Source organism: Stenotrophomonas sp. STEN147 (assembly GCF_056757995.1).
This window is the reverse complement of sequence record NZ_JBRRCG010000003.1, coordinates 79,578-103,946: the sequence shown is the minus strand read 5'-3', so window position 1 is coordinate 103,946 and position 24,369 is coordinate 79,578. Positions and strand designations below refer to the sequence as shown.

Here is a 24,369-nt window from a genome sequence, read left to right as displayed (position 1 = left end):
GGGGTTTCGATGAATACCAGATTTTTTCTGCTTGCTGTGGTGTCGCTGCCGCTTCTGGCCTCTTGCGTGCAGGATCAGGATTGTGTGCTCAAGGTTGCCAATCAGGATCACGATAGTTCTGCATCTCAGAAAATACATGCTGAGATGGATAAAATCATTCGGTCCCGCCCTGTCGCTGGAAAGGGTGAGGTCAACGCGGAATTGGTGGTGTCGCAGCTCGAGCTCTCCCGGGACGGTCGAAGGGATAGAAGGATTTTCTACGTACTAACGGGTGGTGGCGGAAGTTTCTTGGCTGCTTCGACGTGTGATGCTGACGAAGGTCAGTGTGCTTCGGTCATTGTGGAGAGAATGATCGGATTCTGTGAAAGAACATAAATGTGGTGTGCGAAGTCTCGGGAGCGATTCCAGTGAGAAATTCCCCTGTGCTTGGTGGCTTTGGAAGACTGGTCGGTATTTTTGTAGCCGTGCTTTGCCTGTCAGGACTCGCAGCCTGCGATGGCAGGGAGGGGGGTGGAAGTAGGGTCATAAATAACGACCCGGGAAATGTGAGGGCAAATCAGTATGCGGCGTTGCTCGAGTCCGGCTTCGAGGCTTCCGAAAGTGTGCCGGAAACTCAACTCTGTAGGGTGCATTTGATCGACGCTAGGCCATCATTTGATCAGGCGGGGAACGAGAAGCTGAGGATCTATTTCGTCTTGACCAACCATGAAGGTGTCGTCATGTCAGCGGACACCTGTGGACTTCCAGTCAACGAGTGTGTGGCTCTGATCTCCAGGAGGTCAAGGGAGGAATGCCGATTGCCTGATCGTCGGTCGATTGACTGAGCCCGAAAGGTGATAATGAACCGCCCGCGATGACAGGGCGATAGGATTTTTAGAGAAGCCATACGGGCAGCATTTGGGATTGCCGCTAAGAACGAATTGCTGTGGAATTCCTGTGCCAGAGACATTGTTTGGAGGGCAGTAGAATGTTTCCTGTTTCCACGGCTTTCCTAATATTTGTTGCGAATGGCATGGCATGCGATTGCAGATCCGGTGGTTGGGCGGAAGTGATTCAAAAGACTGAAGCGCTGATTCTGCACAGTGAGTCATTTAGGGTGCCGAGAGATCCACTGGGGTCTGGATATGAAGCCGCCTGTGTCAGAATTCGATTCCATATTGATAAGCGTGGGGAGCCGATCAATGTCAGCATTGACAAGAGCTCTAGAAATAGGGCCATCGATGTTGCTGCCAGAGAAACATTGAAGAAGTTCAGGTTTGAGTTGCCTCAAAGCGATTCCGAGGGAGAATTTGCATTGGTGTTTGACTATCCGTCGAGAGATGCTCCGTAAATCGAAAGTCGGAAAGTGATCCAGGATTGGCCCTTGACAGCCTATGGAACACCAGGCCACACATCGCGGGCCTTGTCGTCATTGCGGAGATCGGGTGGATTATCGCCCGGCATGCGCCGACAGCGAGTCCGGAACCTCGCTCACCATCTTCTGCTTGGCCTTCGGCAGCTCGCTGATTCACTCCAACTGCTGCTGCAGCACGGTTGGGGTCATGTTGCTACCGACGGCTGTACATCACTGTGTCGAATCCGCTCATGCCTGGCAGCTGTGGTCATTTCACCGGGCTGCAAGGTTGTGATTGGTTGTCGGATCCTGTGATTGTTGTAAAGAATGTTGAAAGGGACGTGATTCATGACATCAGCTTGGAGGTCGGCGGTGGTGTGGTTGACCTGGGAGCAATTCCTGTCGGTGAAAGCAGGGCTGCAAAACCGGAGATCGCTGCTGATTCCTCGCTTGTTGTAACGTACTACGTGAATAATGCCCGTGTGGTTTGCTATGGAGATGTGTATTTTACGAACAATCTCTATGTCAAGGTTTAGGCGGATGTGGGTGGAGGGGTTTGCCGTATAGCGGAAGTTGCGGATTGATGTGAGCGGTGGAGTGTGTCTGGAGAATTTTTATAGTGCAGTGCCAACGTGAGGGGCGATGAAAAGCCTTGTTGAGAGTTACCCCGTTTGGGCTTCCATCATTCTAGGTGCCATGTGGATAAACGCATTTGCGGCTCACAGGATGTTGCTGAGGATCGAGCGCGAACGGCCAGAAGTACTTGCTGCAGCCGGAATCATGAAAGTTGATTGGTGGCTTGGATGCTTGCGTGGTATCGCAGTGCTTGCCCTCAATTCCAAAGGGCGGGCGCTCCATCAGGGTGAACGGTGGGTGTTGAGGGGCGTCGTGATGACGTACGTCTTCTTGATTGCTTCCGGGGTATCCATGCTCGTTGGCATGTGGAAGGCGAGGTCTCAAGGCCGCTGATGGTGGAATGGTTCGGCATTACGATGAGATTGCCCGTTCCTGGCATCACTCGGCATTTCCCGGTTTCACCTCTACTGGCTTGCGTCCCACGCGCATAAAAAAACGCCGCAGTCCCCTGCGGCGTTCCCGTATTTCCCTGGCTATGGTGAATCCTCAGCCGAGCAACTTACGTACCTTGGTCAGCGCGGTCATGAACCGCTCGATCTCTTCGTGCGTGTTGTAGAACGCCAGCGAGGCACGGCAGGTGGCTGCGACACCGAAGTACTGCAGCAACGGATGTGCGCAGTGCTGGCCGGAACGCACGGCCACGCCTTCCAGGTCGAGCAGGGTGGCCAGGTCGTGTGCATGCGCGCCGTCGATCAGGAACGAGACCACGGCCGCCTTCTCCGGCGCTTCACCGATGATGCGCAGGCCCTCGACGCGGCGCAGCTCTTCGGTGAAGTGGGCGAGCAGCTCGGCTTCCCGCGCCTCCACGTGCTCCTGGCCGATGTCCTGCAGGTAGTCGGCGGCCACGCCCAGGCCGATGAAGCCGGCGATGTTCGGGGTGCCGGCCTCGAACTTGTGCGGGGCATCGTTGAACACGGTGCCGTCGAAGCTGACTTCCTTGATCATCTCGCCACCGCCGAGGAACGGCGGCATCGCATCCAGATGCTCGCGGCGTGCCCAGAGGGCGCCGGTGCCGGTCGGTCCGCACATCTTGTGGCCGGTGATGGCATAGAAGTCGCAGCCGATCGCGGCGACGTCGACCTTGCGGTGTGGTGCGGCCTGCGAACCGTCCACCACGGTGATGATGCCGCGCTTGCGCGCCTCACGGCAGATCTCGCGCACCGGGTTGACCGTGCCGAGCACATTGGACACGTGGGTGACCGCCAGCAGCTTGACCTCGGGGGTCATGGCCGCACGCAGCGCATCCAGGTCGAGCGCGCCATCCGGGGTGATCTCGGCCACGCGGAGGGTGGCGCCGGTACGCTGCGCGACCAGCTGCCACGGCACGATGTTGGCGTGGTGCTCCATGCGCGAGACCAGGATCACATCACCGGACTTCAATCGCGGCAGCGCCCACGAGTACGCCACCAGGTTGATGGCGAAGGTGGTGCCGCTGCACAGCACCAGATCGCCGGGGCGCACGTTGAGGAAGCGCGCCAGCTTGTTGCGCGCACCTTCGTAGGCATCGGTGGCTTCGCTGCCCAGGGCATGCACCGCGCGGCTGACGTTGGCGTTGTAGCGGCGATAGAACTCATCCACCGCGCCGATCACCTGCACCGGTTTCTGGCCGGTGTTGGCGTTGTCGAAATAGACCAGCGGCTTGCCATGCACTTCACGCATCAGCAGCGGGAAGTCGAGACGCACGCGATCCCAGTCAGGGGCGCTGGCGCGTTCTTCGATCGGGCGCGGGGTGGAGAGATTCATGCCACACCCGCCTCGGCCAGGGCCTTGTCCAGGCGGCGTGCCAGCTGCTCGCGCAGCGCGTCCGGCAGTACCTTCAGCGGCTCATGGCAGAACGCGGCACTCAGCAGTGCCTGCGCCTGTGCCTGCGGCAGGCCACGCGAGCGCAGGTAGAACAGCGCGTTCGCATCGAGCTGGCCGACGGTCGCACCGTGTGCGGCTTTCACTTCGTCGGCATCGATCACCAGCACCGGCTGGGTGTCGATCTCGGCGTCGGCCGACAGCAGCAGGTTCTTGTTGGACAGGTTCGCGTCGGTGCCGTCGGCGCCTTCGCGGATCTGGATGCCACCATGGAACACCACGCGGCTGCGGTTGGCGGCCACGCCGCGCCACAGCAGCTCGCTACGGGTATCGCGGGCGATGTGGTCGATGCCCAGGCGGGTATCGACGTGGCGGCGGCCATTGCCGAGCAGCACGCCATTGGCGGTCAGCTGCGCGTTGTCGCCTTCCAGCCGTACGTTCAGTTCATGGCGGCTGAGCGCGGCGCCCAGTTCCAGGTCCACGCGGTGATACTGCGCGTCACGGGCCAGCACCGCGTCGGTGCGCAGGATGCTGGTCTGGCGTGCACTGCCGGCCTGCACGCGCGCATGCTTGAGCACGGCGTCGCGCGCAACGTGGACGTGCAGCACGGTGTTGTCCAGGTGGGCGGAGTCACCGACGCTGAAGCGGTGTTCGACCACGCCCAGGCTGGCGCCGGCACGCAGTTCGATCAGGTGGCGGTGGTGCCAGGCCAGATCGGTGTCACCGGCGACGCTGGCGAACACCAGCTGCAGCGGTGCCTCGACCTGCACGCCGTCGTCCACGCGCAGCACCGCGCCTTCATCGGCCAGGGCGGCATTCAGGCGGGCGAACACTTCGTCGCTGCGCTCGTAGCGGCGGCCGAGGAAACGCGCGGCATCCTCACCGGCGGCCAGCGCCGAGGACAGCGGTTCCAGCTGCACGCCGGCCGGCAGGCCGTGGGTGTCGCTCAGTGCGTCGCTGAGGCGGCCGTTGACGAACACCAGGCGCGGCGCGGGGATGTCTTCCAGCACGGCCACATCCAGCACCGGCGGCGACAGCGGCGCGGCGGCGAAGGCACGGCGCTCCAGCTGGCGCAGCGAGGTGTACTTCCAGGCTTCGTTGCGGGCGGCCGGCAGGCCATCACGCAGGGCCGCATCCAGCACTTCGCGGCGCGCATCGCTGCCGCAGAAGGCCTGGGCCATGGAATCAAGCAGGGCGCTCATCAGACCGCCGCCTCGGGCACGACCCGGTCCTTCAGGAAGTCATAGCCGTGCGCTTCCAGTTCCAGCGCCAGCTCCGGGCCACCGCTCTTGACGATGCGGCCGTCGGCCAGCACGTGCACCACGTCCGGCTTGATGTAGTCCAGCAGGCGCTGGTAGTGGGTGATGACCAGGAACGAACGGTCGGCGGCGCGCAGCGCATTGACGCCGTCGGCCACGCTCTTCAGCGCATCGATGTCCAGGCCCGAATCGGTTTCGTCGAGGATCGCCAGCTTCGGTTCCAGCACGGCCAGCTGGAAGATCTCGTTGCGCTTCTTCTCGCCACCGGAGAAGCCTTCGTTGACGCCACGGTGCAGCAGTTCGTCCTTCAGGTGCAGCACGGCCAGCTTCTGCCGTACCAGCTTGAGGAACTGCATGGAATCGAGTTCGTCCTCGCCGCGTGCCTTGCGCTGTGCGTTCAGTGCCGCGCGCAGGAAGTAGGTGTTGTTCACGCCCGGGATTTCCACCGGATACTGGAACGCCAGGAACAGGCCGGCAGCGGCGCGCGCTTCCGGGTCCTGGTCGAGCAGATCGACGCCGTCGAACCGGACGCTGCCTTCGGTCACTTCATAGCCGTCGCGGCCCGCCAGAACGTTGCCCAGGGTGGACTTGCCGGCGCCGTTCGGGCCCATGATGGCGTGCACCTGGCCGGGCTGGACGTCCAGCGAAAGGCCCTTGAGGATTTCCTTGTCGCCGATGCGGGCGTGGAGGTTTTCGATCTTCAGCATGGTGGGAATTTCCGTGAGGCGGGCCGCAGCCCGCCGATAAAAAGAATGCGTTGCGAGGGCAGGGCTCAGCCCACCGAACCTTCCAGCGAGACTTCCAGCAGCTTCTTGGCTTCCACTGCGAATTCCATCGGCAGTTCGCGGAACACCTGCTTGCAGAAGCCGTCGACGATCATCGACACCGCGTCTTCCTGGCTGATGCCACGGGCGCGGCAGTAGAACAGCTGGTCGTCGGAGATCTTGGAGGTGGTGGCCTCGTGCTCGACGGTGGCGCCCGGGTTCTTCACCTCGATGTAAGGGAAGGTGTGGGCGCCACACTGCTTGCCGATCAGCAGCGAATCGCACTGGGTGTAGTTGCGCGCGCCCTCGGCATTGCGGTCGACCTTGACCAGACCGCGGTAGGTGTTCTGGCCGCGACCGGCGCTGATGCCCTTGCTGACGATCTTGCTCTTGGTGCGCTTGCCGACGTGGATCATCTTGGTGCCGGTGTCGGCCTGCTGGCGATGGTGGGTCAGCGCGACGGAGTGGAATTCGCCGACCGAGTCATCGCCCAGCAGCACGCAGGAGGGATACTTCCAGGTGATCGCCGAGCCGGTTTCGACCTGGGTCCAGGTGACCTTGCTGCGTGCACCGCGGCACTCGGCGCGCTTGGTGACGAAGTTGTAGATGCCACCGACGCCGTTCTCGTCGCCCGGATACCAGTTCTGCACCGTGGAGTACTTGATCTCCGCATCTTCCAGCGCCACCAGCTCGACCACCGCGGCGTGCAGCTGGTTCTCGTCGCGCATCGGCGCGGTGCAGCCTTCCAGGTAGGACACGTAGGCCTTGTCCTCGCACACGATCAGGGTGCGCTCGAACTGGCCGGTGTGGCCGGCGTTGATGCGGAAGTAGGTGCTCAGCTCCATCGGGCAGCGCACGCCCCTGGGAATGAACACGAAGCTGCCATCGGAGAACACCGCCGAGTTGAGCGCGGCGAAGTAGTTGTCACCGACCGGCACCACGGTGCCCAGGTACTGGCGCACCAGTTCCGGATGTTCCTTGATGGCTTCGGACATCGAACAGAAGATGATGCCCTTCTCGGCCAGTTCCTTGCGGAATGTGGTGCCGACCGAGACCGAGTCGAACACCGCGTCCACCGCCACACCGGCCAGCTTGGCGCGCTCGTGCAGCGGCACGCCCAGCTTGTCGTAGGTATCGAGCAGTTCCTTGGGCACGTCATCCAGCGAGGCGTACTTCGGGCCCTTCGGTGCCGAGTAATAGCTGAGCGCCTGCAGGTCGATCGGGGCGATCTGCAGCTTGGCCCAGTTCGGCATCGGCATCGTCAGGAAGTGGCGGTAGGCGTCCAGGCGCCACTGCGTCATCCATTCCGGCTCGTCCTTCTTGGCGGACAGCGCACGGATGGTGTCCTCGTCCAGGCCCGGGGGCAGCGAGTCCGATTCGATGTCCGTGACGAAGCCGGCCGAGTACTTGCGGCCGAGCTGCTCATGGATCTCGCGGTTGGGGGTGTCGTCGTGGGCGACGGTTTCGATGGTTTCGGTGGCCATGGGGGCTGCCTACGGATCAGGAGACGACGTCGACAGCGATGGTGCGGCGCTGTTCGTCATCGACAAGGGGAAGAGGGGGCAGGATCTGCGCCAGGCTGACATCGCGCAGGGCCTCGGAGACCACGTCGTTGATCAGCCGCCAGCTGCTGCGCGCGCCGCACTTGGGCGCCATGCCGCACTGGTGGTGGTCGTGGCTACACTCGGTCAGGGCCAGCGGCCCTTCCATTGCTTCCACCACTTCGAACAGCGAGACCTCCACGGCGGGCCGGGTCAGCCGATAGCCGCCGCGGACGCCGCGCAGGCCCTCGACCAGGCCGGCCTGTGCCAGCGGCTTGAGGACCTTGCTGACGGTGGGCGGCTCCAGGCCGGTGAATTCGGCCAGCTCGGTGGCGCTGAGCACTTCGCCCGGACGGGCGGCGAGCACGGTCAGCACGACGGTGGCGTAATCGGTGAGTTTGGTGACGCGCAACATGGGGGATGCGAGCGGTTCTTAAAGCGGACTGAAATTGTACGCTTTTCTTCGCCGGCATCCAACCCGGGCATTCAGCCGGCGCTGGGAGACCCTGGCCGGGGCCGTTCACCCGCAGTCACGATCGGGGCGACATGCTGGAGCATCGGGACGATTTTCGCAATTGCCCGGAATGGGCGAGAATCCGGGTTCCTTTCGCTGCAAACAGCCCGTGCCGATGCCGAAGAAGATCCAAGCCCGCAAGTCCGCCATCCATGGCAACGGTGTGTTCGCCGTGGCCCCGATCAAGCAGGGCGAGCGCGTGATCCAGTACAAGGGCCTGCTGCGCAGCCATGGCGACGTCGATGCCGATGACAGCGGTGACGTCGAAAGCGGCCACACCTTCCTGTTCACCCTCAACGACGACTGGGTGATCGATGCCAATTACAAGGGCAACGATGCGCGCTGGATCAACCACAGCTGCGACCCCAACTGCGAGGCGGTGATCGAGGAAGATGCGGACGGCGACAGCCGTGGTGACAAGGTGTTCATCGAAGCGCTGCGCGATATCGACGCCGGTGAGGAGCTGACCTACAACTACGGCATCGTCCTGGCCGAGCGCCATACGGCCAAGCTGAAGAAGATCTGGGAGTGCCGCTGCGGTTCGCCCAAGTGCACCGGCACCATGCTGCAGCCCAAGCGCTGACCGGCACCGGGTACGGCCGGCCGATCGCCGGCCGCATCGCGGGCATGCACCTGCCATCGACACGCGGGTCACTCCGCTTCAATGCGCGTTGCCGCACGCTGGGTTCCCATCCTCACCAACGGGAGTGCACTCATGGCCCAGCGCCTCAAAGGCAGACAGATCGCCATCCTGGCCACCCACGGCTTCGAGCAGTCCGAACTGATTGAACCCAAGCGCCTGCTTGAAGCGGAAGGCGCCCGGGTCAGCGTGATATCGCCAGCGAAGGAAGCCACCATCAAAGGCTGGAAAGAGAAGGACTGGGGCGAGGCGGTGGCGGTGGACATCCCCCTGAGCGAAGCCGACGCGGCAGGGTTCGATGCCCTGGTACTGCCCGGTGGCGTGATCAATCCGGACACGCTTCGCACGGATCAGGCCGCCGTGGATTTCATCCGTGAACTGGCCGCGGCCGGCAAGCCGGTCGCGGCGATCTGCCACGGCCCCTGGCTGTTGATCAACAGTGATCTGGCCAACGGCCGCGAGGTCACCTCGTGGCCGTCACTGCAGCAGGATCTGCTCAACGCCGGTGCGCGCTGGCAGGATGCCGAGGTGGTGGTGGACGGCAATCTGATCACCAGCCGCAAGCCCGACGACATTCCCGCCTTCAGCGAGGCCGTCGTCCGCGCGCTGGCCGCCTGACGATCTGCCGCTGTGTCACACCCGTGCCCGGCCGCTGGAGGCCGGGCATGGTGCTGCAGCTCGGCTCAGTTGCCGAGCAGGCCCGCAGGTACCAGGTTGCCGAGGTTCTGGTTGAAGGTGACGACCAGCTTGCCGTTCTTCACCTGTGCCGATTGCACCTGCAGCGCACCGAGCATGCCGGCCACGGCCGGATCAAGCTTGTAGATCGGTTCACGCTGCGCATAGTCGCTCAGCCAGGCATTGAGCAGCCCACGGGTACGTGAATCGAGGCGGCCGCCCTGATTGGCCGGGGTGAAATCGTCCACGCTCGGCTGCTGCAGGTGGAAGCCCTGGGTCTGGGCGTCATAACGCAGGCCGCTGCTGAGCTTGACCGTACCGAGCTTGGCCGGACTGCCGCCGGCGGTTGCAAGCGCCACGTCCATGCCCAGGTTCAGGCGTTCGCCTGCCGGAAGGCTCAGTTGCGGATGGCTCATCGTCAGCGCGATCAGGCCGCCAAGTGCATCCTGGGTACGCGGGAAACTGCCGTCCAGGTACTGCTGCACGTCGCTGGCGCCAACCGAGAGTTCGCGGCCGGAAATCGAAGGTGCGGCCTGCGCCCCGATCGCAGCGGCGATCAGGACGGTGGCGGCGGCGAGGCGGGTCATCAGGGGACGCAGGCGCATGGCGGTGACCGGAAAGGGCGGGGTGGCTACAGAGTAGCTTTGCAGGCTGAATCGAGCGTGCATGCCGTTGCAGCGGTTCAGTCCAAAGAGGGCCGCAGCTGCGCCGACTGGATCTGCCAGGCACTGCCGTCGGCGTTGGGCTGCACGCGATACCAGCCACCAAAGCGGAAGGTGCCGTCGGCGGTCACGGCGCGGACCTGGACCGGAACTTCCAGCAGCTGCGGCGGATGCTTGCCGTCGACGGCGACCGGCGTCTGGCTGCGCAGGCGCAGGGCGCGCACGTTGTCCAGCTGGCGCAGCGCGGCGTCATCCGCCCGCCGCGGGTCGGCGGGTGGGAAGGTCCAGGCAGCGTCGCTCGCGGCGTGGTCGCGATTGAGCAGGTCGGTCATGTACCGGCTGAGCATGTCCCCGGGCGGCTCAGCGTCGTCGGCCACTGCGGCCAGCAACGGCTGGACGGAGGGTGGCCGCAGCGATGCAGCCTCATCGCCCACGGCCGTCGGCTGCCGGTGTACATCATCCGGTCTGGTGGCGACCGGGGCGGTGATATCCACCGCGGGGGGCGGCCGGGAACAGCCCAGCACGACCAGCGGCATCAGCAACAGCAGGGTCCTGCGCATGGTGCCTCCTCCCCGAGGCGACCTGGAGGACGGCAGTGTATCGACTACGGGGTCTTCAGCGGGAAGATGGCAGCTGATCCAGCGCATCCAGCGCCGGCAGGACCTGGGCGGCGAGTGCGGCCAGTGCATGACCGTCGGTGTCGGCATGACGCTGCACGATGTCGCGCAGCAACTGGGTGGCGACCACCAGCGTGGCGCGCTCGTCGCCACTGAGTCCTGCGGTGCGCGGTGCCGCTTCGAGCAGTCGCATCAGGTCGCGACTGGCGCGATGTTCCAGTTCGATGGTGCAGCGCCCGGTGCACTGCAACCCGTCCTTTTCGATCGGAGTCACCGAGATCCGGTAGCGGGTGGAGGGGCTGGCCATGAGAGGTGCTCGCCGTTGCTGTGGGGGAATGTGCCCACCATAGGCAAGGCCGCCGCCGGCGGCGACGGCCGGCGCTGCACGCAGTGTTCCACCCGGTTGGACGAAGTGCGGGGGAAGCGTGGCCGCAGCCTGTGGTGGCGGGCCTGGGAGGCCGATTGCGCTGCTGGGGCAACGCTGTGTTGCGATGCCCGGCGCCGTGCCCGGAAGATGGTCGCTGCCTGCGCGGAACCGCCGGGGGCGCCAAAAAAAACGGGACGGCCTGGGCCGTCCCGTCATGCATCCGCCGAATGGCGCGCGCTTACAGCGCGGCGTCCTTCAGCTTCTTGAGCGGACGAACCTTCAGCTTGGTGGTGGCCGGCTTGGCGGCGAACCACTGCTCTTCCTTGGTGAACGGGTTGATGCCCTTGCGCTTCGGCTTGGCCGGCACATTGACGGTGGTGATCTTCAGCAGGCCCGGCAGGGTGAAGGAGCCAGCGCCCTTCTTGTGCACCGAAGAGGCGACAGCGCCTTCCAGCGAGGCCAGCACAGCGCGCACGTCCTTGGCGACAACGCCGGAGGCTTCAGCGATGTGTGCAACCAGGCCGGACTTGGTCAGCACTTCCTTGATCGGCTTCGGAGCGGCCGGCTTGGCGGCAGCCTTCGTCGCGACTTTCTTCACTGCCTTCTTCGGGGCAGCCTTCTTAGCGGTCTTTGCCATGGTTTCCTGTTCCGTGAACGGTTGGTTGTTTGGTCGGCGCCGAACCCCGTCGGCAAGCGCAATGTAGGGCAACTCTCGGGCGCCGCCAATAGCCCGGAGCGCGGAAAGTGCATGTTTTTTCATATCCAGGCCGATTCAGTACATGGCCGGCGGTAGGGGGCAGGGGCACCCGGAGGGGCAGAAAAGCGCCGACCCTTGCGCCGGCTGGAAGTGCGAAACCGCTGAAAACAAGGGAAAAACGGCATCGAGCGGAGGTGGCGCGATGGAGCTGGAGCACGCGTGCCGGTCGCGCTGCAATGCGGCAGAGCGACGCAGGCATAACGTGCGCCATGCGAGGGTGACCGTTCATCACCGCCACACAGGAGCAGCAAATGGGAATCTCGCGACACGCCACCGCGCACTGGGAAGGCGATCTGAAGTCCGGCAAGGGACAGTTGAGCACGCCGCAGAGTGGCCTGCTGGACAAGACCCGCTATGGGTTCAACAGCCGTTTCGGCGAGGAGAAGGGCACCAACCCGGAAGAGCTGATCGCCGCCGCGCATGCCGGCTGCTTCACCATGGCGCTGTCGGCCAAGCTCGGCGAGGCCGGTTTCACTCCGACGTCGCTGGATACCGAGGCGAAGGTGGATCTGTCGATGGAAGGCGGCCCACAGCTTTCGCAGATCCGGCTGAAAGTGAAGGCCGTGGTGCCCGGGATCGATGCGACGCAGTTCCGTGCCATCGCCGACGATGCCAAGCAGAACTGCCCGGTGTCCAAGGCACTGAGCGCGGTGCCCATCAGCCTGGAGGCCGAGCTGGGCTGAGGTCGGTAGCGCCGGGCCATGCCCGGCGTCCCAGGGCAACCACCCATCACCAATCAAGGGTGCCGGCGATCACCGTCTGCACCTGACCGCCGGACCAGACCTCGCCGGCCTCGTCCACGCGCAGGGTCAGGCGTGCGTCATGCCCGACCTCCCGGCCCTGGCTGACGTCGAATGCCTCGCGGCCCCGCGGCAGAGCGCCGCGCAGGTCCAGCCATGCCGCCAACACGGCGTTGGCGGCGCCGGAGGCAGCGTCCTCGAAGCGGCGCCCGTTGCCGACGAACGCGCGCACGGCCAGGTCGAAGCCTTCGTTGCCGTCGGCGAATGCATAGGCGAACACGCCCATGCTGTCGGTGGATTCGGCCAGCGCGGCCACCGCGTCCCAGTCCGGGCGCAGCGCGCGCAGGGCCGATTCATCGGCAACCTGGACCACCCACCAGCTGCGCCCGCCCTGCATGCGTGCGGGCGGCAACCGACCCAATGGCCAGCCCTTCAGGGCCGCCTGCAGGCGCGGATCGTCCGCCTGCGCGGTTTCGGCCAGCTGCGCGCGCGGGGTGCGGATGGCAATGCGCTGTTGCGCGCCTTCGCCGCTGACCCGCAGCGGCAGCGCGCCGGCAATCCCGTCCTGCACCAGCAGGCCATCCACCGCCTCCGCCAAGCCCGCCTGCAGCACGGCATGCGCGGTGCCTACGCTGGGATGGCCGGCAAACGGGACTTCCTTCTGCGGACTGAACATGCGCAGGCGGTAGCTGGTTCCCGCCGTCTGCGGCGGGAACACGAAGGTCGTCTCGGGCAACCGCGTCCAGCGGGCGATGGCCTGCATGGTGTCGTCGTCGAGTCCGTCGGCATCCAGCACCACGGCCAGCGGATTGCCGGCACCGGCGCGCGGGGAGAACACATCCAGTTGCAGGAAACGGCGTGCGGACATCAGTGACAACTCCAGGAAACAATGGGACGGTGGCGCGGGGCCATGCTCCGCGAGCGCGCAGCGCGGCGAGTCGCCGGGCATGGCCCGGCGCTACGGGCAAGGCGGCATAGGGTAGCGCGGGGGCTACCAGTGAATCTGCCCATCGATCACCGGCTGCACCTGGCCGCCGATCCATACCGTGCCCTGCGCATCGACCTGGACCTGGACCTCACCATCGCGGCCCACTTCGCGGCCCTGGCTGGCCACGTAGCCGGCATCCGTGCCCGGCAGCGCGCTGCGTTGCCGCAGCCAGGCGCCAATCAGCGCATTGGCACTGCCGGTCACCGGATCCTCGGGGACGTTCACCGCATCGCCGGGGCAGAAAGCGCGCACCACGAGCGCGTGAGCGGCCGCCTGTTCCGGTGCGAACACGGCCACGCCGGTGGCGCCGGTGGCATTGGTCCAGTCGCGCACGGCGGCCATGTCCGGCGCCAGGGAGCGCACGCTGGCGGCATCACGCAGGGGCAGCAGCCACCACCGTGGACCGTTGTCCCACAACTCGGCCACATGGCCCTCGGCGGCCTGGGCCAGCAGCGCTTCCGGCACCGCCCCGGGAGCGGCATCCAGGTGCCGTGCTGCGGGGCTGGCGAGCTGGATCGTCGGTGCGGCAGCCGGGCCGGACACGCGCACCGGCAACAGCCCGGCGGCGCACTGCTGCACCAGGGCACCGTCGCGCGGCACGGCCAGGCCGCTGGTCACCGCTGCCCAGGCGGCACCGACACTGGGGTGGCCGGCGAACGGCAGCTCGCTGCCCGGGGTGAAAATGCGTACGTGGTAGTCGGCACCGGCCGCGGTGGGGCGGATGAAGAACACTGTCTCGGACAGGTTCAGCCAGGCGGCCAGCGCCTGCATGCGGTCGCTGGAAAGCCCGTCCGCGTCAAATACGACACCCAGTGGGTTGCCCGTGCCGGGACGGGGAGCAAAGACATCGAGCTGCAGGTAACGATAGGCGGTCATGGCGGGGATATTGGGCTTAGAATCGAAGGTTCCGCCCCCAGGGGCGGCTTCCCCACAATACACATAGCCAATCCATGTCAGCTTCCCCCCTTGTCGATCGTTGGATCGTACTGAAGTTCGGCGGCACCTCGGTGTCGCGTCGCCATCGCTGGGACACGATCGGGAAGCTGGCGAAAAAACGCGCGGAAGAGACCGGCTCGCGCGTGCTGGTGGTGGTTTCGGCGCTGTCCGGGGTGACCAACGAGCTGACCGCGATCGCCGACGGCGCGGCGGACAGCCGTGATCGCGTCGCCGCGCTGGTCGAACGCCACGAGGCATTCCTGGTCGAGCTGGGCCTCGGCCGCGAAGTGCTGGCCGAGCGTCTGGCCGCCCTGCAGGGCCTGCTGGACGATCCGCGCGCGGCCACCCGGCCGCTGGACTGGCAGGCCGACGTGCTGGGCCAGGGTGAACTGCTGTCCTCGACCGTGGGCGCGGCATACCTGCGCGCGTCCGGGCTGGACATGGGCTGGATGGATGCCCGGCACTGGCTGGATGCACTGCCGCCGCAGCCGAACCAGAGCGACTGGTCGCAACGCCTGTCGGTGAACTGCCAGTGGCGCTCGGATGCGGACTGGGCGCAGCGCTTCCGTGCGCAGCCGACGCGCCTGCTGATCACCCAGGGCTTCATCTCGCGGCACGCGGACGGTGGCACTGCCATCCTCGGCCGTGGCGGTTCGGACACCTCGGCGGCGTACTTCGGTGCGCTGCTCGGTGCCAGCCGGGTGGAAATCTGGACCGACGTGCCGGGCATGTTCAGCGCCAATCCCAAGGATGTGCCGGACGCGCGCCTGCTGACCCGTCTGGATTACTACGAGGCGCAGGAAATCGCCACCACGGGTGCCAAGGTGCTGCATCCGCGCTCGATCAAGCCGTGCCGCGATGCCGGTGTACCGATGGCGATCCTCGACACCGAGCGCCCCGAGCTTCCAGGTACCAGCATCGACGGCAATGCGGCGCCGGTACCGGGCGTGAAGGCGATCAGTCGTCGCAACGGCATCGTGCTGGTGTCGATGGAAGGCATCGGCATGTGGCAGCAGGTCGGCTTCCTGGCCGATGTGTTCGCCCTGTTCAAGAAGCACGGCCTGTCGGTGGATCTGATCGGTTCGGCCGAAACCAATGTCACCGTGTCGCTGGATCCGTCGGAGAACCTGGTCAACACCGATGTGCTGGCCGCGCTGTCGGCCGACCTGTCGCAGGTGTGCAAGGTCAAGGTGATCGTGCCCTGTGCGGCGATCACCCTGGTCGGGCTGGGCATGCGCTCGCTGCTGCACAAGCTGTCGGATGTGTGGGCCACGTTCGGCCGTGAGCGCGTGCACATGATCTCGCAGTCGTCCAACGACCTGAACCTGACCTTCGTCATCGATGAGGCCGATGCCGATGGCCTGCTGCCGATCCTGCATGCGGAACTGATCGACAGTGGCGCCATGCCGGTGGAGGAAACCGAGGTGTTCGGCCCGCGCTGGCGCGAGATCGCCGGCACGGTTCGCCCGCGCGGCACGCCCTGGTGGCGCGGCCAGCGGGCGCACCTGCTGCAGCTGGCCGACGCGGGAACCCCGCGCTACGTCTATCACCTGCCGACCGTGCGGGCGCGTGCCCGCGCGCTGGCTGCGATCAAGCCGATCGACCAGCGTTACTACGCGATCAAGGCCAACAGCCACCCGGCCATCCTGCAACTGCTGGAGTCGGAGGGTTTCGGCCTGGAATGCGTTTCGCATGGCGAGCTGAAGCATGTGTTCCAGCACCTGCCGGAACTTTCGCCCAGGCGTGTGCTGTTCACCCCGAGCTTCTGCCCGCGCAGTGAGTACGAGGCCGCGTTCGCGCTGGGCGTGACCGTCACCGTCGACAACGTCGAAGCCCTGCAGCGCTGGCCGGACCTGTTCCGCAACCGCGAGCTGTGGTTGCGCGTGGACCTGGGGCGCGGCGAAGGCCACCACGCCAAGGTCCGCACCGGCGGCAAGGAGTCCAAGTTCGGCCTGCCGATCGCCCGCGTCGATGAGTTCGTCCGTGCCGCCACCGAGCTGGGCAGCCGGGTGGTCGGCCTGCACGCCCACCTGGGCAGCGGCGTGGAAACCCCGCAGCATTGGCGCCTGATGTGCGATGAGCTGGCAGGCTTCGCCCGCCGCATCGGCAGCGTGCAGACGATCGACATCGGCGGTGGCCTGCCGATTCCGTACAGCGACGAGGACGAGCCCTTCGATCTGGACGCGTGGGCTGCCGGCCTGGCCGAGGTCAAGGCACTGCACCCCGCATTCCGCCTGGCCATCGAGCCGGGGCGCTACCTGGTGGCCGAGTCCGGCGTGCTGCTGACCCATGCCACCCAGGTGGTGGAGAAGGACGGCGTGCGCCGCGTCGGCCTGGATGCCGGCATGAACACGCTGATGCGTCCGGCCCTGTACGACGCCTGGCACGACATCGAGAACCTCAGCCGCCAGGGCGGGTACGCCGAGGCGGCATTCGATGTCGTCGGCCCGATCTGCGAGTCCAGCGATGTGTTCGGCAAGCGGCGCAAGCTGCCGGTGTCCACCGCGCCGGACGACGTGATGCTGATTGCTGACGCTGGCGCCTATGGCTACGTGATGTCCAACACCTACAACCAGCGGGCGCTGCCGCGCGAGGATGTGATCGAGTGATCGCCCTGCGCGCGCTGCACCCGCCCACCGACACGCCCCGCGCCACCGCGCGGGGCCGTGCCTGACCGGATACACCATGACTGCTTTCGACAAACACCAGGTCTCCCGTTTCCGTTTCGTCCGCTGCGAATTTGCTGTGGACAGCGGCGTGGCACGGCTGGTCTATGCCTTCGATGATGGCCCCGAGATGGTGGAAACCGTCACCATTCCCGGCGCTCCGTTCGTCCTTGAGCCGGCGCGCACCGCCGCCGTGCAGCGAGCGCTGCAGCTGCTGCACCTGATCGCCGGCGTCAGCTACTACAAGGCCGGCGTGCCGGAGATCGTCAGCATCGACAGTTACGCCATCGATGCCGATACCGCTGCGCTGGTGGAAGCGATCTACCTCAACGGCCTGGGCGAGTTCGCCTACCGCAACGGCCTCAACCTGCGCGGCCGCTTCCGCCTGCCGGTGCAGGGCGAGCCGGTGCAGGCACCGGAGGTGGGCCTGCAGCCGCATGCGCTGGTCGCCATCGGTGGTGGCAAGGATTCGCTGGTCAGCATCGAAGCGCTGCGACGGGCGGGCGTGGACGAGACGGTCACCTGGATCGGCGGTTCGCAGTTGATCCGTGCCTGCGCCGAACGCACCGGCCTGCCGACGCTGAACCTGGGCCGCGCGCTGGCGCCGGAGCTGTTCGAGCTCAACCGCCAAGGGGCGTGGAACGGCCATATCCCGGTGACCGCGGTGAACTCGGCGATCATGGTGCTGGCAGCCCTGCTGCAGGGCGTGGACCAGGTGGTGTTCTCCAACGAACGCTCGGCCAGCTACGGCAGCCAGATTCCGGGCACCGGCGAGGTGAACCACCAGTGGTCCAAGGGCTGGGCGTTCGAGCAGGCCTTCGGCAGCCATGTGCAGGCGCACGTGGCCGCAGACCTGCAGTACTACTCGCTGCTGCGACCGATGTCGGAACTGGCGGTGGCCCGCCAGTTCGCCAAGAGCGACTTCTACGACGCGCATTTCTCCAGCTGCAACCGCAACTTCCATATCCTCGGCGAGCGCCCCGTGAACCGTTGGTGCGGCGTCTGCCCGAAGTGCCATTTCGTGTTTCTGGCGCTGGCCCCGTTCATGCCCAAGACCCGCCTCGTGCGCATCTTCGGTCGCAATCTGCTGGACGATGTCGAGCAGGCCGGTGGCTTCGACGCGCTGCTGGAGTTCCAGGATCACAAGCCGTTCGAGTGCGTGGGCGAAGGTCGTGAATCGCGTGCAGCGATGGCGACCCTGGCGCAGCGACCGGAGTGGAAGGAAGATGCGCTGGTGAAGCGCTTCTGCAACGAGATCCAGCCGCAGCTCGACGCGGCCGAACTGGAGCTGGCGCCGATGCTGCAGCTGCAGGGCGAGCACCGCATTCCGGCTGCGCTGTGGGAACGGGTGCGTGAAGATTTCTCAGCTTGAAGGAAAGCGCGTCGCGCTGTGGGGCTGGGGGCGTGAGGGCCGTGCCGCATTCGCGGTGCTGCGTGCACGCCTGCCGACGTTGCCGCTGAGCCTGTTCTGTCCGGCCGCCGAAGCCGATGCGGCGCGCGCGGAAACGCAGGGGTCACTGGAGGTGCGTGGCGAGCCTTCGGCCGAGGCGCTGGCCGCGTTCGACGTGGTGATCAAGTCACCCGGCATCAGTCCCTACCAGCCGATCGCGGTGGCCGCGGCGGCACGGGGCACGCGTTTCATCGGGGGCACCGCGCTCTGGTTCGCCGAGCATGCCGCTGACGACGGCATCGTCCATGACACCGTTTGCGTGACCGGTACCAAGGGCAAAAGCACCACCACCGCGCTGGTCGCGCACCTGCTGCGTGCGGCCGGCCATCGCACCGGCCTGGTCGGCAACATCGGCCTGCCGCTGCTGGAAGTGCTGGACCCGCAGCCGGCGCCTGAGTATTGGGCGGTGGAACTGTCCAGCTACCAGACCGGCGAAGTGGCGCGCAGTGGCGCGCGACCGCAGGTGGCGGTGGTGCTGAACCTGTTCCCCGAACATCTGGACTGGCATGGCAGCGAACAGCGCTATATCGAGGACAAGCTGCAGCTGGTCACCGATGCCGCGCCGTGCATCGCCGTGCTCAATGCCGCCGATCCGCATCTGGCGGAACTGGCGCTGCCGCACAGCCAGGTGGTCTGGTTCAACCAGCCGCAGGGTTGGCACATGCGTGGCGACATCGTGCATCGTGGCGAACAGGCGGTGTTCGATACACGCAATACGCCGCTGCCGGGCCGCCACAACCGCGGCAACCTGTGTGCGGTGCTGGCCGCGCTGGAAGCGCTGGGCCTGGACGCGGCGGCGCTGGCGCCGGCCGTGCAGGATTTCCGTCCGCTGCCCAACCGGCTGCAGTGCATCGGCGTGGCCGATGGGCTGACCTACATCAACGATTCGATCAGCACCACGCCCCACGCCAGTCTGGCGGCACTGGAGTGCTTCAGCGGCCAGCGCATCGCGCTGCTGGTGGGCGGGCATGACCGCGGCCTGGACTGGACCGATTTCATGCAGCACATGGCGCACGATGTGCCGCCGGTGGAGATCGTGACCATGGGCAGCAACGGCCCGCGCATCCACGCGATGCTGCAGCCGCTGGCCGATACAGGTCGATTCGGGCTGCATGCGGCCGTCGACCTGCCGGACGCCATGGCGCTGGCACGCGCTGCGCTGGGCGAGCAGGGCGGGGTGGTGCTGTTGTCGCCGGGCGCACCAAGTTTTGGGGCCTACCGCGATTACGTTGCGCGCGGACGTCACTTCGCCGAGCTGGCCGGATTCGATCCGGACAGCATCAGCGCGATTCCGGGCCTGGGCATCGCCTGAGGGGGGCGGATCCCTTTCCGCAGGAAAGGGCTCTGACCCCGGCGGGATCCCGGCCGGCAACCCACCGGCAAATTCATCCACGCAGGCGTGGATCTACGCTTCCTCGATGAACGCGTAGTCGCCGTCAATCAACTGCTGCAGATACGCATCGAAGCCGGGCGCGATGACCGCATAGCTGTCCGGATCATGCAGGTAGCGCACCACCTGGCCGACGGAGCCACCCGGTGCCGGGTCGAAATCCAGGTACAGCATCGAGGTGCCGCCGTTGTTCATGCAGTGCGAGAAGCACAGGCGGCGGCTCATCGGTACGTCGGCATCGATGCCGTCGCCGAGAATCTCCGGTTCGTCGTCCAGCCATTCTTCGTAGATCGAGCGGATGCTGTCATCCCACTGCCGCTGATCCTCGAAGATCTGTGCGATCGAGCGCAGGTAGTAGGGGTATCCGCCGCCTTCCACGTCCGAGCCGAGCATCAGCACGCAGACCTCGCCCTCGGGATACCGGCGGAAATGCGTGCCATCCACGCGCGACAGCAGCGCAACCAGACTGTCAGGTACCTGCGGCCACTGCGCACGCAGGCGTTGCAGGTCTCCGGCGCTGGCGCCCTGGACATGCGCCCATTGCGCAGCATCGTCGGCGGGCAGGCGCGGCATCAGGCCGGACAGGAATTGATCGACAAGGTTCATTCGCAAACAGGGGCTGGGCGGAATCAGGGCGTATCCAACCACACCTGCGTCACGCCGCCAATGCAGAATGCGGACGGGAGGGGGACATCAGGCGACCCCTCTGTTTCCTTTTCTCTGGAGCAGGCGCATGAATGCATGGCGTTGGGGTGTGGCGATGGTCCTGGGTCTGGCGGCGCTGCCGGCGTGGGCGGCGATGAAGACCCAGCCGGTGGAGTGGACGCACCAGGGCACGACCTTCAGCGGGGTGCTGGTCTATGACGACGGGGACAGTGACAAGCGCCCCGGACTGGTGATGGTGCCGAACTGGAAGGGTGTGAACGAATCGGCGGTCGAGAAGGCCAAGCAGCTGGCCGGCGATGATTACGTGGTGCTGGTGGCCGATGTCTATGGCAAGGGTGTGCGGCCGAAGACCGATGCCGAGGCAGGGCCGGTCGCCACCGCGTTGCGCAACGACCGGCCGCTGCTGCGTGCGCGTGCGCTGGAGGCGGTGAATGTGCTCAAGGCACAGGCCGGCAAGGTGCCGCTGGATGCCAGCCGCATCGGTGCGGTCGGCTTCTGCTTCGGCGGTACCACCGTTCTGGAGCTGGCCCGCGCGGGCGCGCCGCTGGCCGGCGTGGTCAGCCTGCATGGTGGGCTGGGCTCGCCGCTGCCGGCGCAGGCCGGTGGAGCGCATCCCACGGTGCTGGTACTCAATGGTGCCGATGACAGGAGCGTGACCGCGGCCGACATCGCCAGCTTCCAGAACGAGATGAATGCCGCCAAGGTCGACTGGGAATTCACCAACTACAGCGGCGCCGTGCATTGCTTTGCCGAGCGTGATGCCAACAATCCGCCGGGGTGCCAGTACAACGAACGGGCGGCGAAGCGCGCGTGGAAGGCATTGGATGAGTTCTTCGAGGAGCGCTTCGAGAAGCGCTGAGGCACCGGGTTCGCCGGGCATGGCCCGGCGCTACCACAGCACACCGCTCACGCAGGGTGCAGCGGCATCAGGTAGCGCCGGGCCATGCCCGGCGAGCGCGGTCAATGCGTGCGCTGCACCGCGTAGCGGGCCAGTCCACGCAGAGCGGCGACGGCATCATTGTCGCCCAGCCCGTCGAGCGCACGCTCGGCGCGCTCTGCGTATTCCTCGGCCCGGCGACGACTGTAGTCCAGGCCGCCGGTGGCGTGGATCGCGGCCAGCACTTCCGGCATTGCCGACGCATCGCCTTCCTGCACGATGGTGCGCAGGCGCTCGCGGGTGGCGTCGTCGGAGTGGGCCATGGCATGGATCAGCGGCAGCGTTGCCTTGCCTTCGGCGAGGTCGTCGCCCAGATTCTTGCCCAGCTCCTCGGCGTTGGCCGAGTAATCCAGCACGTCATCGGCGATCTGGAAGGCGTAGCCCAGATGCATGCCGTAGTCGTACAGCGCCTGCTGGGTGGCTTCGTCCACGCCGCTGGCCAGCGCGCCCAGGCGGGTGCCGGCAGCGAACAGCACGGCGGTCTTGCGCTCGATCACGCGCAGGTACGCCGCTTCGTCGGTATCCGGGTTATGCACGTGCAGCAGCTGCAGCACTTCGCCTTCGGCGATGCGATTGGTGGTGTCGGCCAGGATCCGCATCACCGGCATGCGGTCCAGCTCGACCATCAGCTGGAAACTGCGCGAGTACAGGAAGTCGCCAACCAGCACGCTCGGTGCGTTGCCCCACAGGGCATTGGCGGTGCTGCGGCCGCGCCGCAGGCTGGATTCGTCCACTACGTCATCGTGCAGCAGGGTGGAGGTGTGGATGAACTCGATGATCGCCGCCAGCTGGTGGTGCTCGGGGCCGGCATGGCCGACCGCATGACCGGCCAGCATCACCAGCATCGGCCGCAGGCGCTTGCCGCCGGCGGAAATGATGTGGTCCGCGATCTGGTTGATCAGCACGACGTCCGAGGACAGCCGGCGCCGGATCAGGGCGTCGACGGCGGCCATGTCGGCCGCAGCAAGCGACTGGATCTGGGGCAGGCCCAGGGCGGGGCGGGTGTCTTCGGTGATGGTCATGCGATCAGGCTTTCAGGCTCGTCGATGATTATAGGCGCTGCCCGTGAATTCGGGCGCAAACCGGCCTGCGGGCCTGATCGCCCCGGCCGTCCGTGACTGCCTGGCGTGAATACGTATGCAGGTGGCGCCATCCCAGGGGAGGCACCGCTAAGCTTGCGGGACTTGGTTTTCGGCCCGCTTCCGGCGGGTCCCGCATGCCCGGAGGGGGGCTGTCGATGTCGCACTATCCATGGTGGCGCGGAGCCGTCATCTACCAGATCTATCCGCGCAGTTTCCTCGACGCCAACGGCGACGGGGTCGGTGACCTGCCAGGGATCATCCAGCGCCTGGACCACATCGCCACGCTGGGTGTGGATGCCATCTGGATCTCGCCGTTCTTCAAGTCGCCGATGGCCGACTTCGGCTATGACATCGCCGATTACCGCGACGTCGACCCGCTGTTCGGCAGCCTGCAGGACTTCGACCGACTGCTGGCCAAGGCCCACGGCCTGGGACTGAAGGTGATGATCGACCAGGTCCTCAGCCATACCTCGATCGAGCACGCGTGGTTCCGCGAGAGCCGCCAGGATCGCAGCAATCCGAAGGCCGACTGGTACGTCTGGGCCGACCCGCGCGAGGACGGCACGCCGCCCAACAACTGGCTGTCGCTGTTCGGCGGCTGCGCCTGGCAGTGGGAACCGCGCCGCGAACAGTACTATCTGCACAATTTCCTGGTCGACCAGCCGGACCTGAACTTCCACAACCCTCAGGTGCAGCAGGCCACGCTGGACAACGTGCGGTTCTGGCTGGACCGTGGCGTGGATGGCTTCCGCCTGGATGCGATCAACTTCTGCTTCCATGACGCGCAGCTGCGCGACAACCCGGCCAAGCCCGCTGACAAGCGCGTTGGCCGCGGCTTCAGCCCGGACAACCCGTACGCATACCAGTACCACTACTTCAACAACACGCAGCCGGAGAACCTGCCGTTCCTGGAGCGGCTGCGCACGCTGCTCGACCAGTACCCTGGTGCGGTCAGCCTGGGTGAGATCTCCTCGGAGGATTCGCTGGCCACCACCGCGGAGTACACCCGCGATGGCCGCCTGCACATGGGTTACAGCTTTGAACTGCTGGTGGACGACTACAGCGCGGCCTACATCCGCGAGACTGTCTCGCGCCTGGAAGCCGCGATGACTGAAGGCTGGCCGTGCTGGGCGGTATCCAACCACGATGTGGAGCGCGCGGTCACCCGCTGGGGCGGCCATCCGGCCGATCCGCGCCTGGCGCGCATGCTGGTGGCGTTACTGAGTTGCCTGCGCGGCTCGGTCTGCCTGTACCAGGGCGAGGAACTGGGCCTGGCCGAGGCCGAGGTGCCGTTCGAGGCGCTGCAGGATCCCTACGGCATCACCTTCTGGCCGAACTTCAAGGGCCGCGATGGCTGCCGCACTCCGATGCCGTGGACGGATGCGCCACTGGCCGGTTTCACTACCGGCCAGCCGTGGTTGCCGATTCCGGCCGGGCACCGGGCAGCGGCCGTCGCGGTGCAGGACGCTGACCCGCGGTCGGTGCTGGCGGCCTTCCGGGCATTCCTGGGCTGGCGTCGCCATCAGCCCGTCCTGCAGCATGGCAGCATCCGGTTCCTTGACAGCAGTGAGCCAGTGCTGCTGTTCGAGCGTATGCTTGCAGATGAAACCCTCCTGCTGGCCTTCAACCTGTCGGGCGAGGCGGTGACCCATCCGCTGCCGGCCGGCCGTTGGCAGCAGATGGATGTGCCGGGCCCGGATGCGGGTACGGTGCAGGGTGGCGAACTCCAGCTGCCGCCGCGTGCGGTGTTCTGCGCACGACGCAGCTGATCGATTTCTCCGGTGGCGGTACTTGCGGGGACGGGGCCGAAGCGCCCCGTCCCTTTTTTATGGGCGGTGCCGTGGCTGGCGGGTCGCGCCCAAAAGAAAACCCGCTGCTTAGGCGCAGCGGGTTTCCGGTGATGCCTGCGGTCCTCGCCGCCGGGCATGGCCCGGCGCTACCGATGGAGC

At 66.0% G+C, this 24,369-nt stretch carries 24 protein-coding genes; 11 read left to right on the top strand and 13 right to left on the bottom strand.

All coding sequences use genetic code 11. From position 1 onward, the window contains the following. The first annotated feature begins 9 nt into the window (after positions 1-9). The 3 genes from ACVOKU_RS05330 (at position 10) to ACVOKU_RS05320 (ending at position 1,869) form a co-directional block, all read left to right on the top strand. Complete coding sequence (locus ACVOKU_RS05330) at positions 10-375, top strand: hypothetical protein (protein ID WP_481559329.1); 366 nt, start codon at positions 10-12, stop codon at positions 373-375. Positions 376-967: 592 nt separating this feature from the next. Next, the gene (locus ACVOKU_RS05325; protein WP_111186004.1) at positions 968-1,330 is read left to right on the top strand and encodes an energy transducer TonB family protein; all 363 of its coding nucleotides are present in this window, start codon (positions 968-970) and stop codon (positions 1,328-1,330) included. 254 nt (positions 1,331-1,584) lie between these two features. Continuing rightward, complete coding sequence (locus tag ACVOKU_RS05320) at positions 1,585-1,869, top strand: hypothetical protein (protein ID WP_481559328.1); 285 nt, start codon at positions 1,585-1,587, stop codon at positions 1,867-1,869. A 586-nt stretch (positions 1,870-2,455) separates the two neighbouring features. Here ACVOKU_RS05320 and ACVOKU_RS05315 read toward each other — a convergent pair. The 5 genes from ACVOKU_RS05315 to ACVOKU_RS05295 form a co-directional block, all read right to left on the bottom strand. Then, positions 2,456-3,712, bottom strand: a complete 1,257-nt coding sequence (locus tag ACVOKU_RS05315) for a cysteine desulfurase (protein WP_481559327.1) — start codon at positions 3,710-3,712, stop codon at positions 2,456-2,458. Next, a complete protein-coding gene (gene sufD, locus ACVOKU_RS05310) occupies positions 3,709-4,971 on the bottom strand; it encodes a Fe-S cluster assembly protein SufD (RefSeq protein WP_065182414.1) in 1,263 nt (420 codons plus the stop codon). The genes ACVOKU_RS05315 and sufD overlap by 4 nt, the downstream gene beginning before the upstream one ends. Further along, a complete protein-coding gene (gene sufC / locus ACVOKU_RS05305) occupies positions 4,971-5,735 on the bottom strand; it encodes a Fe-S cluster assembly ATPase SufC (RefSeq protein ID WP_053516654.1) in 765 nt (254 codons plus the stop codon). Before sufC ends, sufD begins: the two co-directional genes overlap by 1 nt. A 65-nt stretch (positions 5,736-5,800) precedes the next feature. Further along, the gene (gene sufB, locus ACVOKU_RS05300) at positions 5,801-7,276 is read right to left on the bottom strand and encodes a Fe-S cluster assembly protein SufB (protein WP_065182413.1); all 1,476 of its coding nucleotides are present in this window, start codon (positions 7,274-7,276) and stop codon (positions 5,801-5,803) included. A gap of 16 nt (positions 7,277-7,292) precedes the next feature. Beyond that, entirely contained in the window at positions 7,293-7,748 is a 456-nt protein-coding gene (locus ACVOKU_RS05295; protein ID WP_053516656.1) for an SUF system Fe-S cluster assembly regulator, read from the bottom strand. A gap of 214 nt (positions 7,749-7,962) precedes the next feature. Between ACVOKU_RS05295 and ACVOKU_RS05290 the strand changes: the two genes are divergently transcribed. Both ACVOKU_RS05290 and ACVOKU_RS05285 read left to right on the top strand, forming a co-directional pair. Further along, positions 7,963-8,430 (top strand): SET domain-containing protein, encoded by a 468-nt coding sequence (locus tag ACVOKU_RS05290; protein WP_481559326.1) that lies wholly within the window; start codon positions 7,963-7,965, stop codon positions 8,428-8,430. 132 nt (positions 8,431-8,562) lie between these two features. Continuing rightward, positions 8,563-9,105: a type 1 glutamine amidotransferase domain-containing protein gene (locus tag ACVOKU_RS05285; protein WP_481504665.1), complete on the top strand. Its 543-nt coding sequence runs from the start codon at positions 8,563-8,565 to the stop codon at positions 9,103-9,105. Between the two features lie 65 nt (positions 9,106-9,170). Here ACVOKU_RS05285 and ACVOKU_RS05280 read toward each other — a convergent pair whose 3' ends face one another. The 4 genes from ACVOKU_RS05280 to ACVOKU_RS05265 form a co-directional block, all read right to left on the bottom strand. Further along, positions 9,171-9,767, bottom strand: a complete 597-nt coding sequence (locus ACVOKU_RS05280; protein ID WP_065174554.1) for a YceB family lipoprotein — start codon at positions 9,765-9,767, stop codon at positions 9,171-9,173. A 77-nt stretch (positions 9,768-9,844) separates the two neighbouring features. Next, positions 9,845-10,384 (bottom strand): hypothetical protein, encoded by a 540-nt coding sequence (locus ACVOKU_RS05275; protein WP_193396388.1) that lies wholly within the window; start codon positions 10,382-10,384, stop codon positions 9,845-9,847. A gap of 55 nt (positions 10,385-10,439) precedes the next feature. Continuing rightward, a complete protein-coding gene (locus ACVOKU_RS05270; RefSeq protein ID WP_053516660.1) occupies positions 10,440-10,748 on the bottom strand; it encodes a DUF3861 family protein in 309 nt (102 codons plus the stop codon). Between the two features lie 298 nt (positions 10,749-11,046). After that, entirely contained in the window at positions 11,047-11,445 is a 399-nt protein-coding gene (locus ACVOKU_RS05265; RefSeq protein WP_053516661.1) for an HU family DNA-binding protein, read from the bottom strand. 371 nt (positions 11,446-11,816) lie between these two features. On the opposite strand from ACVOKU_RS05265, the gene ACVOKU_RS05260 reads away from it, so the two are divergent. Beyond that, a complete protein-coding gene (locus ACVOKU_RS05260; RefSeq protein ID WP_053516662.1) occupies positions 11,817-12,248 on the top strand; it encodes an OsmC family protein in 432 nt (143 codons plus the stop codon). A gap of 46 nt (positions 12,249-12,294) precedes the next feature. Here ACVOKU_RS05260 and ACVOKU_RS05255 read toward each other — a convergent pair whose 3' ends face one another. Then, positions 12,295-13,173 (bottom strand): PhzF family phenazine biosynthesis protein, encoded by an 879-nt coding sequence (locus tag ACVOKU_RS05255; protein ID WP_065182410.1) that lies wholly within the window; start codon positions 13,171-13,173, stop codon positions 12,295-12,297. 123 nt (positions 13,174-13,296) lie between these two features. Further along, the gene (locus ACVOKU_RS05250; RefSeq protein WP_481559325.1) at positions 13,297-14,169 is read right to left on the bottom strand and encodes a PhzF family phenazine biosynthesis protein; all 873 of its coding nucleotides are present in this window, start codon (positions 14,167-14,169) and stop codon (positions 13,297-13,299) included. Positions 14,170-14,243: 74 nt separating this feature from the next. Here ACVOKU_RS05250 and ACVOKU_RS05245 point away from each other — a divergent pair, with 74 nt between their 5' ends. The 3 genes from ACVOKU_RS05245 (at position 14,244) to murD (ending at position 19,657) form a co-directional block, all read left to right on the top strand. Further along, positions 14,244-16,838 (top strand): bifunctional aspartate kinase/diaminopimelate decarboxylase, encoded by a 2,595-nt coding sequence (locus ACVOKU_RS05245; protein ID WP_053516666.1) that lies wholly within the window; start codon positions 14,244-14,246, stop codon positions 16,836-16,838. 76 nt (positions 16,839-16,914) lie between these two features. Beyond that, entirely contained in the window at positions 16,915-18,267 is a 1,353-nt protein-coding gene (gene murL / locus ACVOKU_RS05240; protein WP_279942451.1) for a UDP-N-acetyl-alpha-D-muramoyl-L-alanyl-L-glutamate epimerase, read from the top strand. After that, positions 18,248-19,657, top strand: coding sequence for a UDP-N-acetylmuramoyl-L-alanine--D-glutamate ligase (gene murD, locus ACVOKU_RS05235; protein ID WP_279942452.1), 1,410 nt, complete (start codon positions 18,248-18,250; stop codon positions 19,655-19,657). The genes murL and murD overlap by 20 nt, the downstream gene beginning before the upstream one ends. A gap of 93 nt (positions 19,658-19,750) precedes the next feature. Here murD and ACVOKU_RS05230 read toward each other — a convergent pair whose 3' ends face one another. Next, positions 19,751-20,341 (bottom strand): SMI1/KNR4 family protein, encoded by a 591-nt coding sequence (locus ACVOKU_RS05230; RefSeq protein ID WP_279942453.1) that lies wholly within the window; start codon positions 20,339-20,341, stop codon positions 19,751-19,753. A gap of 127 nt (positions 20,342-20,468) precedes the next feature. On the opposite strand from ACVOKU_RS05230, the gene ACVOKU_RS05225 reads away from it, so the two are divergent. After that, positions 20,469-21,260, top strand: a complete 792-nt coding sequence (locus ACVOKU_RS05225) for a dienelactone hydrolase family protein (RefSeq protein ID WP_481559324.1) — start codon at positions 20,469-20,471, stop codon at positions 21,258-21,260. Between the two features lie 101 nt (positions 21,261-21,361). On the opposite strand, the gene ACVOKU_RS05220 is transcribed toward ACVOKU_RS05225, so the two are convergent. After that, positions 21,362-22,360, bottom strand: a complete 999-nt coding sequence (locus tag ACVOKU_RS05220) for a polyprenyl synthetase family protein (protein ID WP_065174563.1) — start codon at positions 22,358-22,360, stop codon at positions 21,362-21,364. Positions 22,361-22,575: 215 nt separating this feature from the next. On the opposite strand from ACVOKU_RS05220, the gene ACVOKU_RS05215 reads away from it, so the two are divergent. Continuing rightward, a complete protein-coding gene (locus ACVOKU_RS05215) occupies positions 22,576-24,189 on the top strand; it encodes an alpha-glucosidase family protein (protein WP_481559323.1) in 1,614 nt (537 codons plus the stop codon). Positions 24,190-24,369 lie beyond the last annotated feature (180 nt).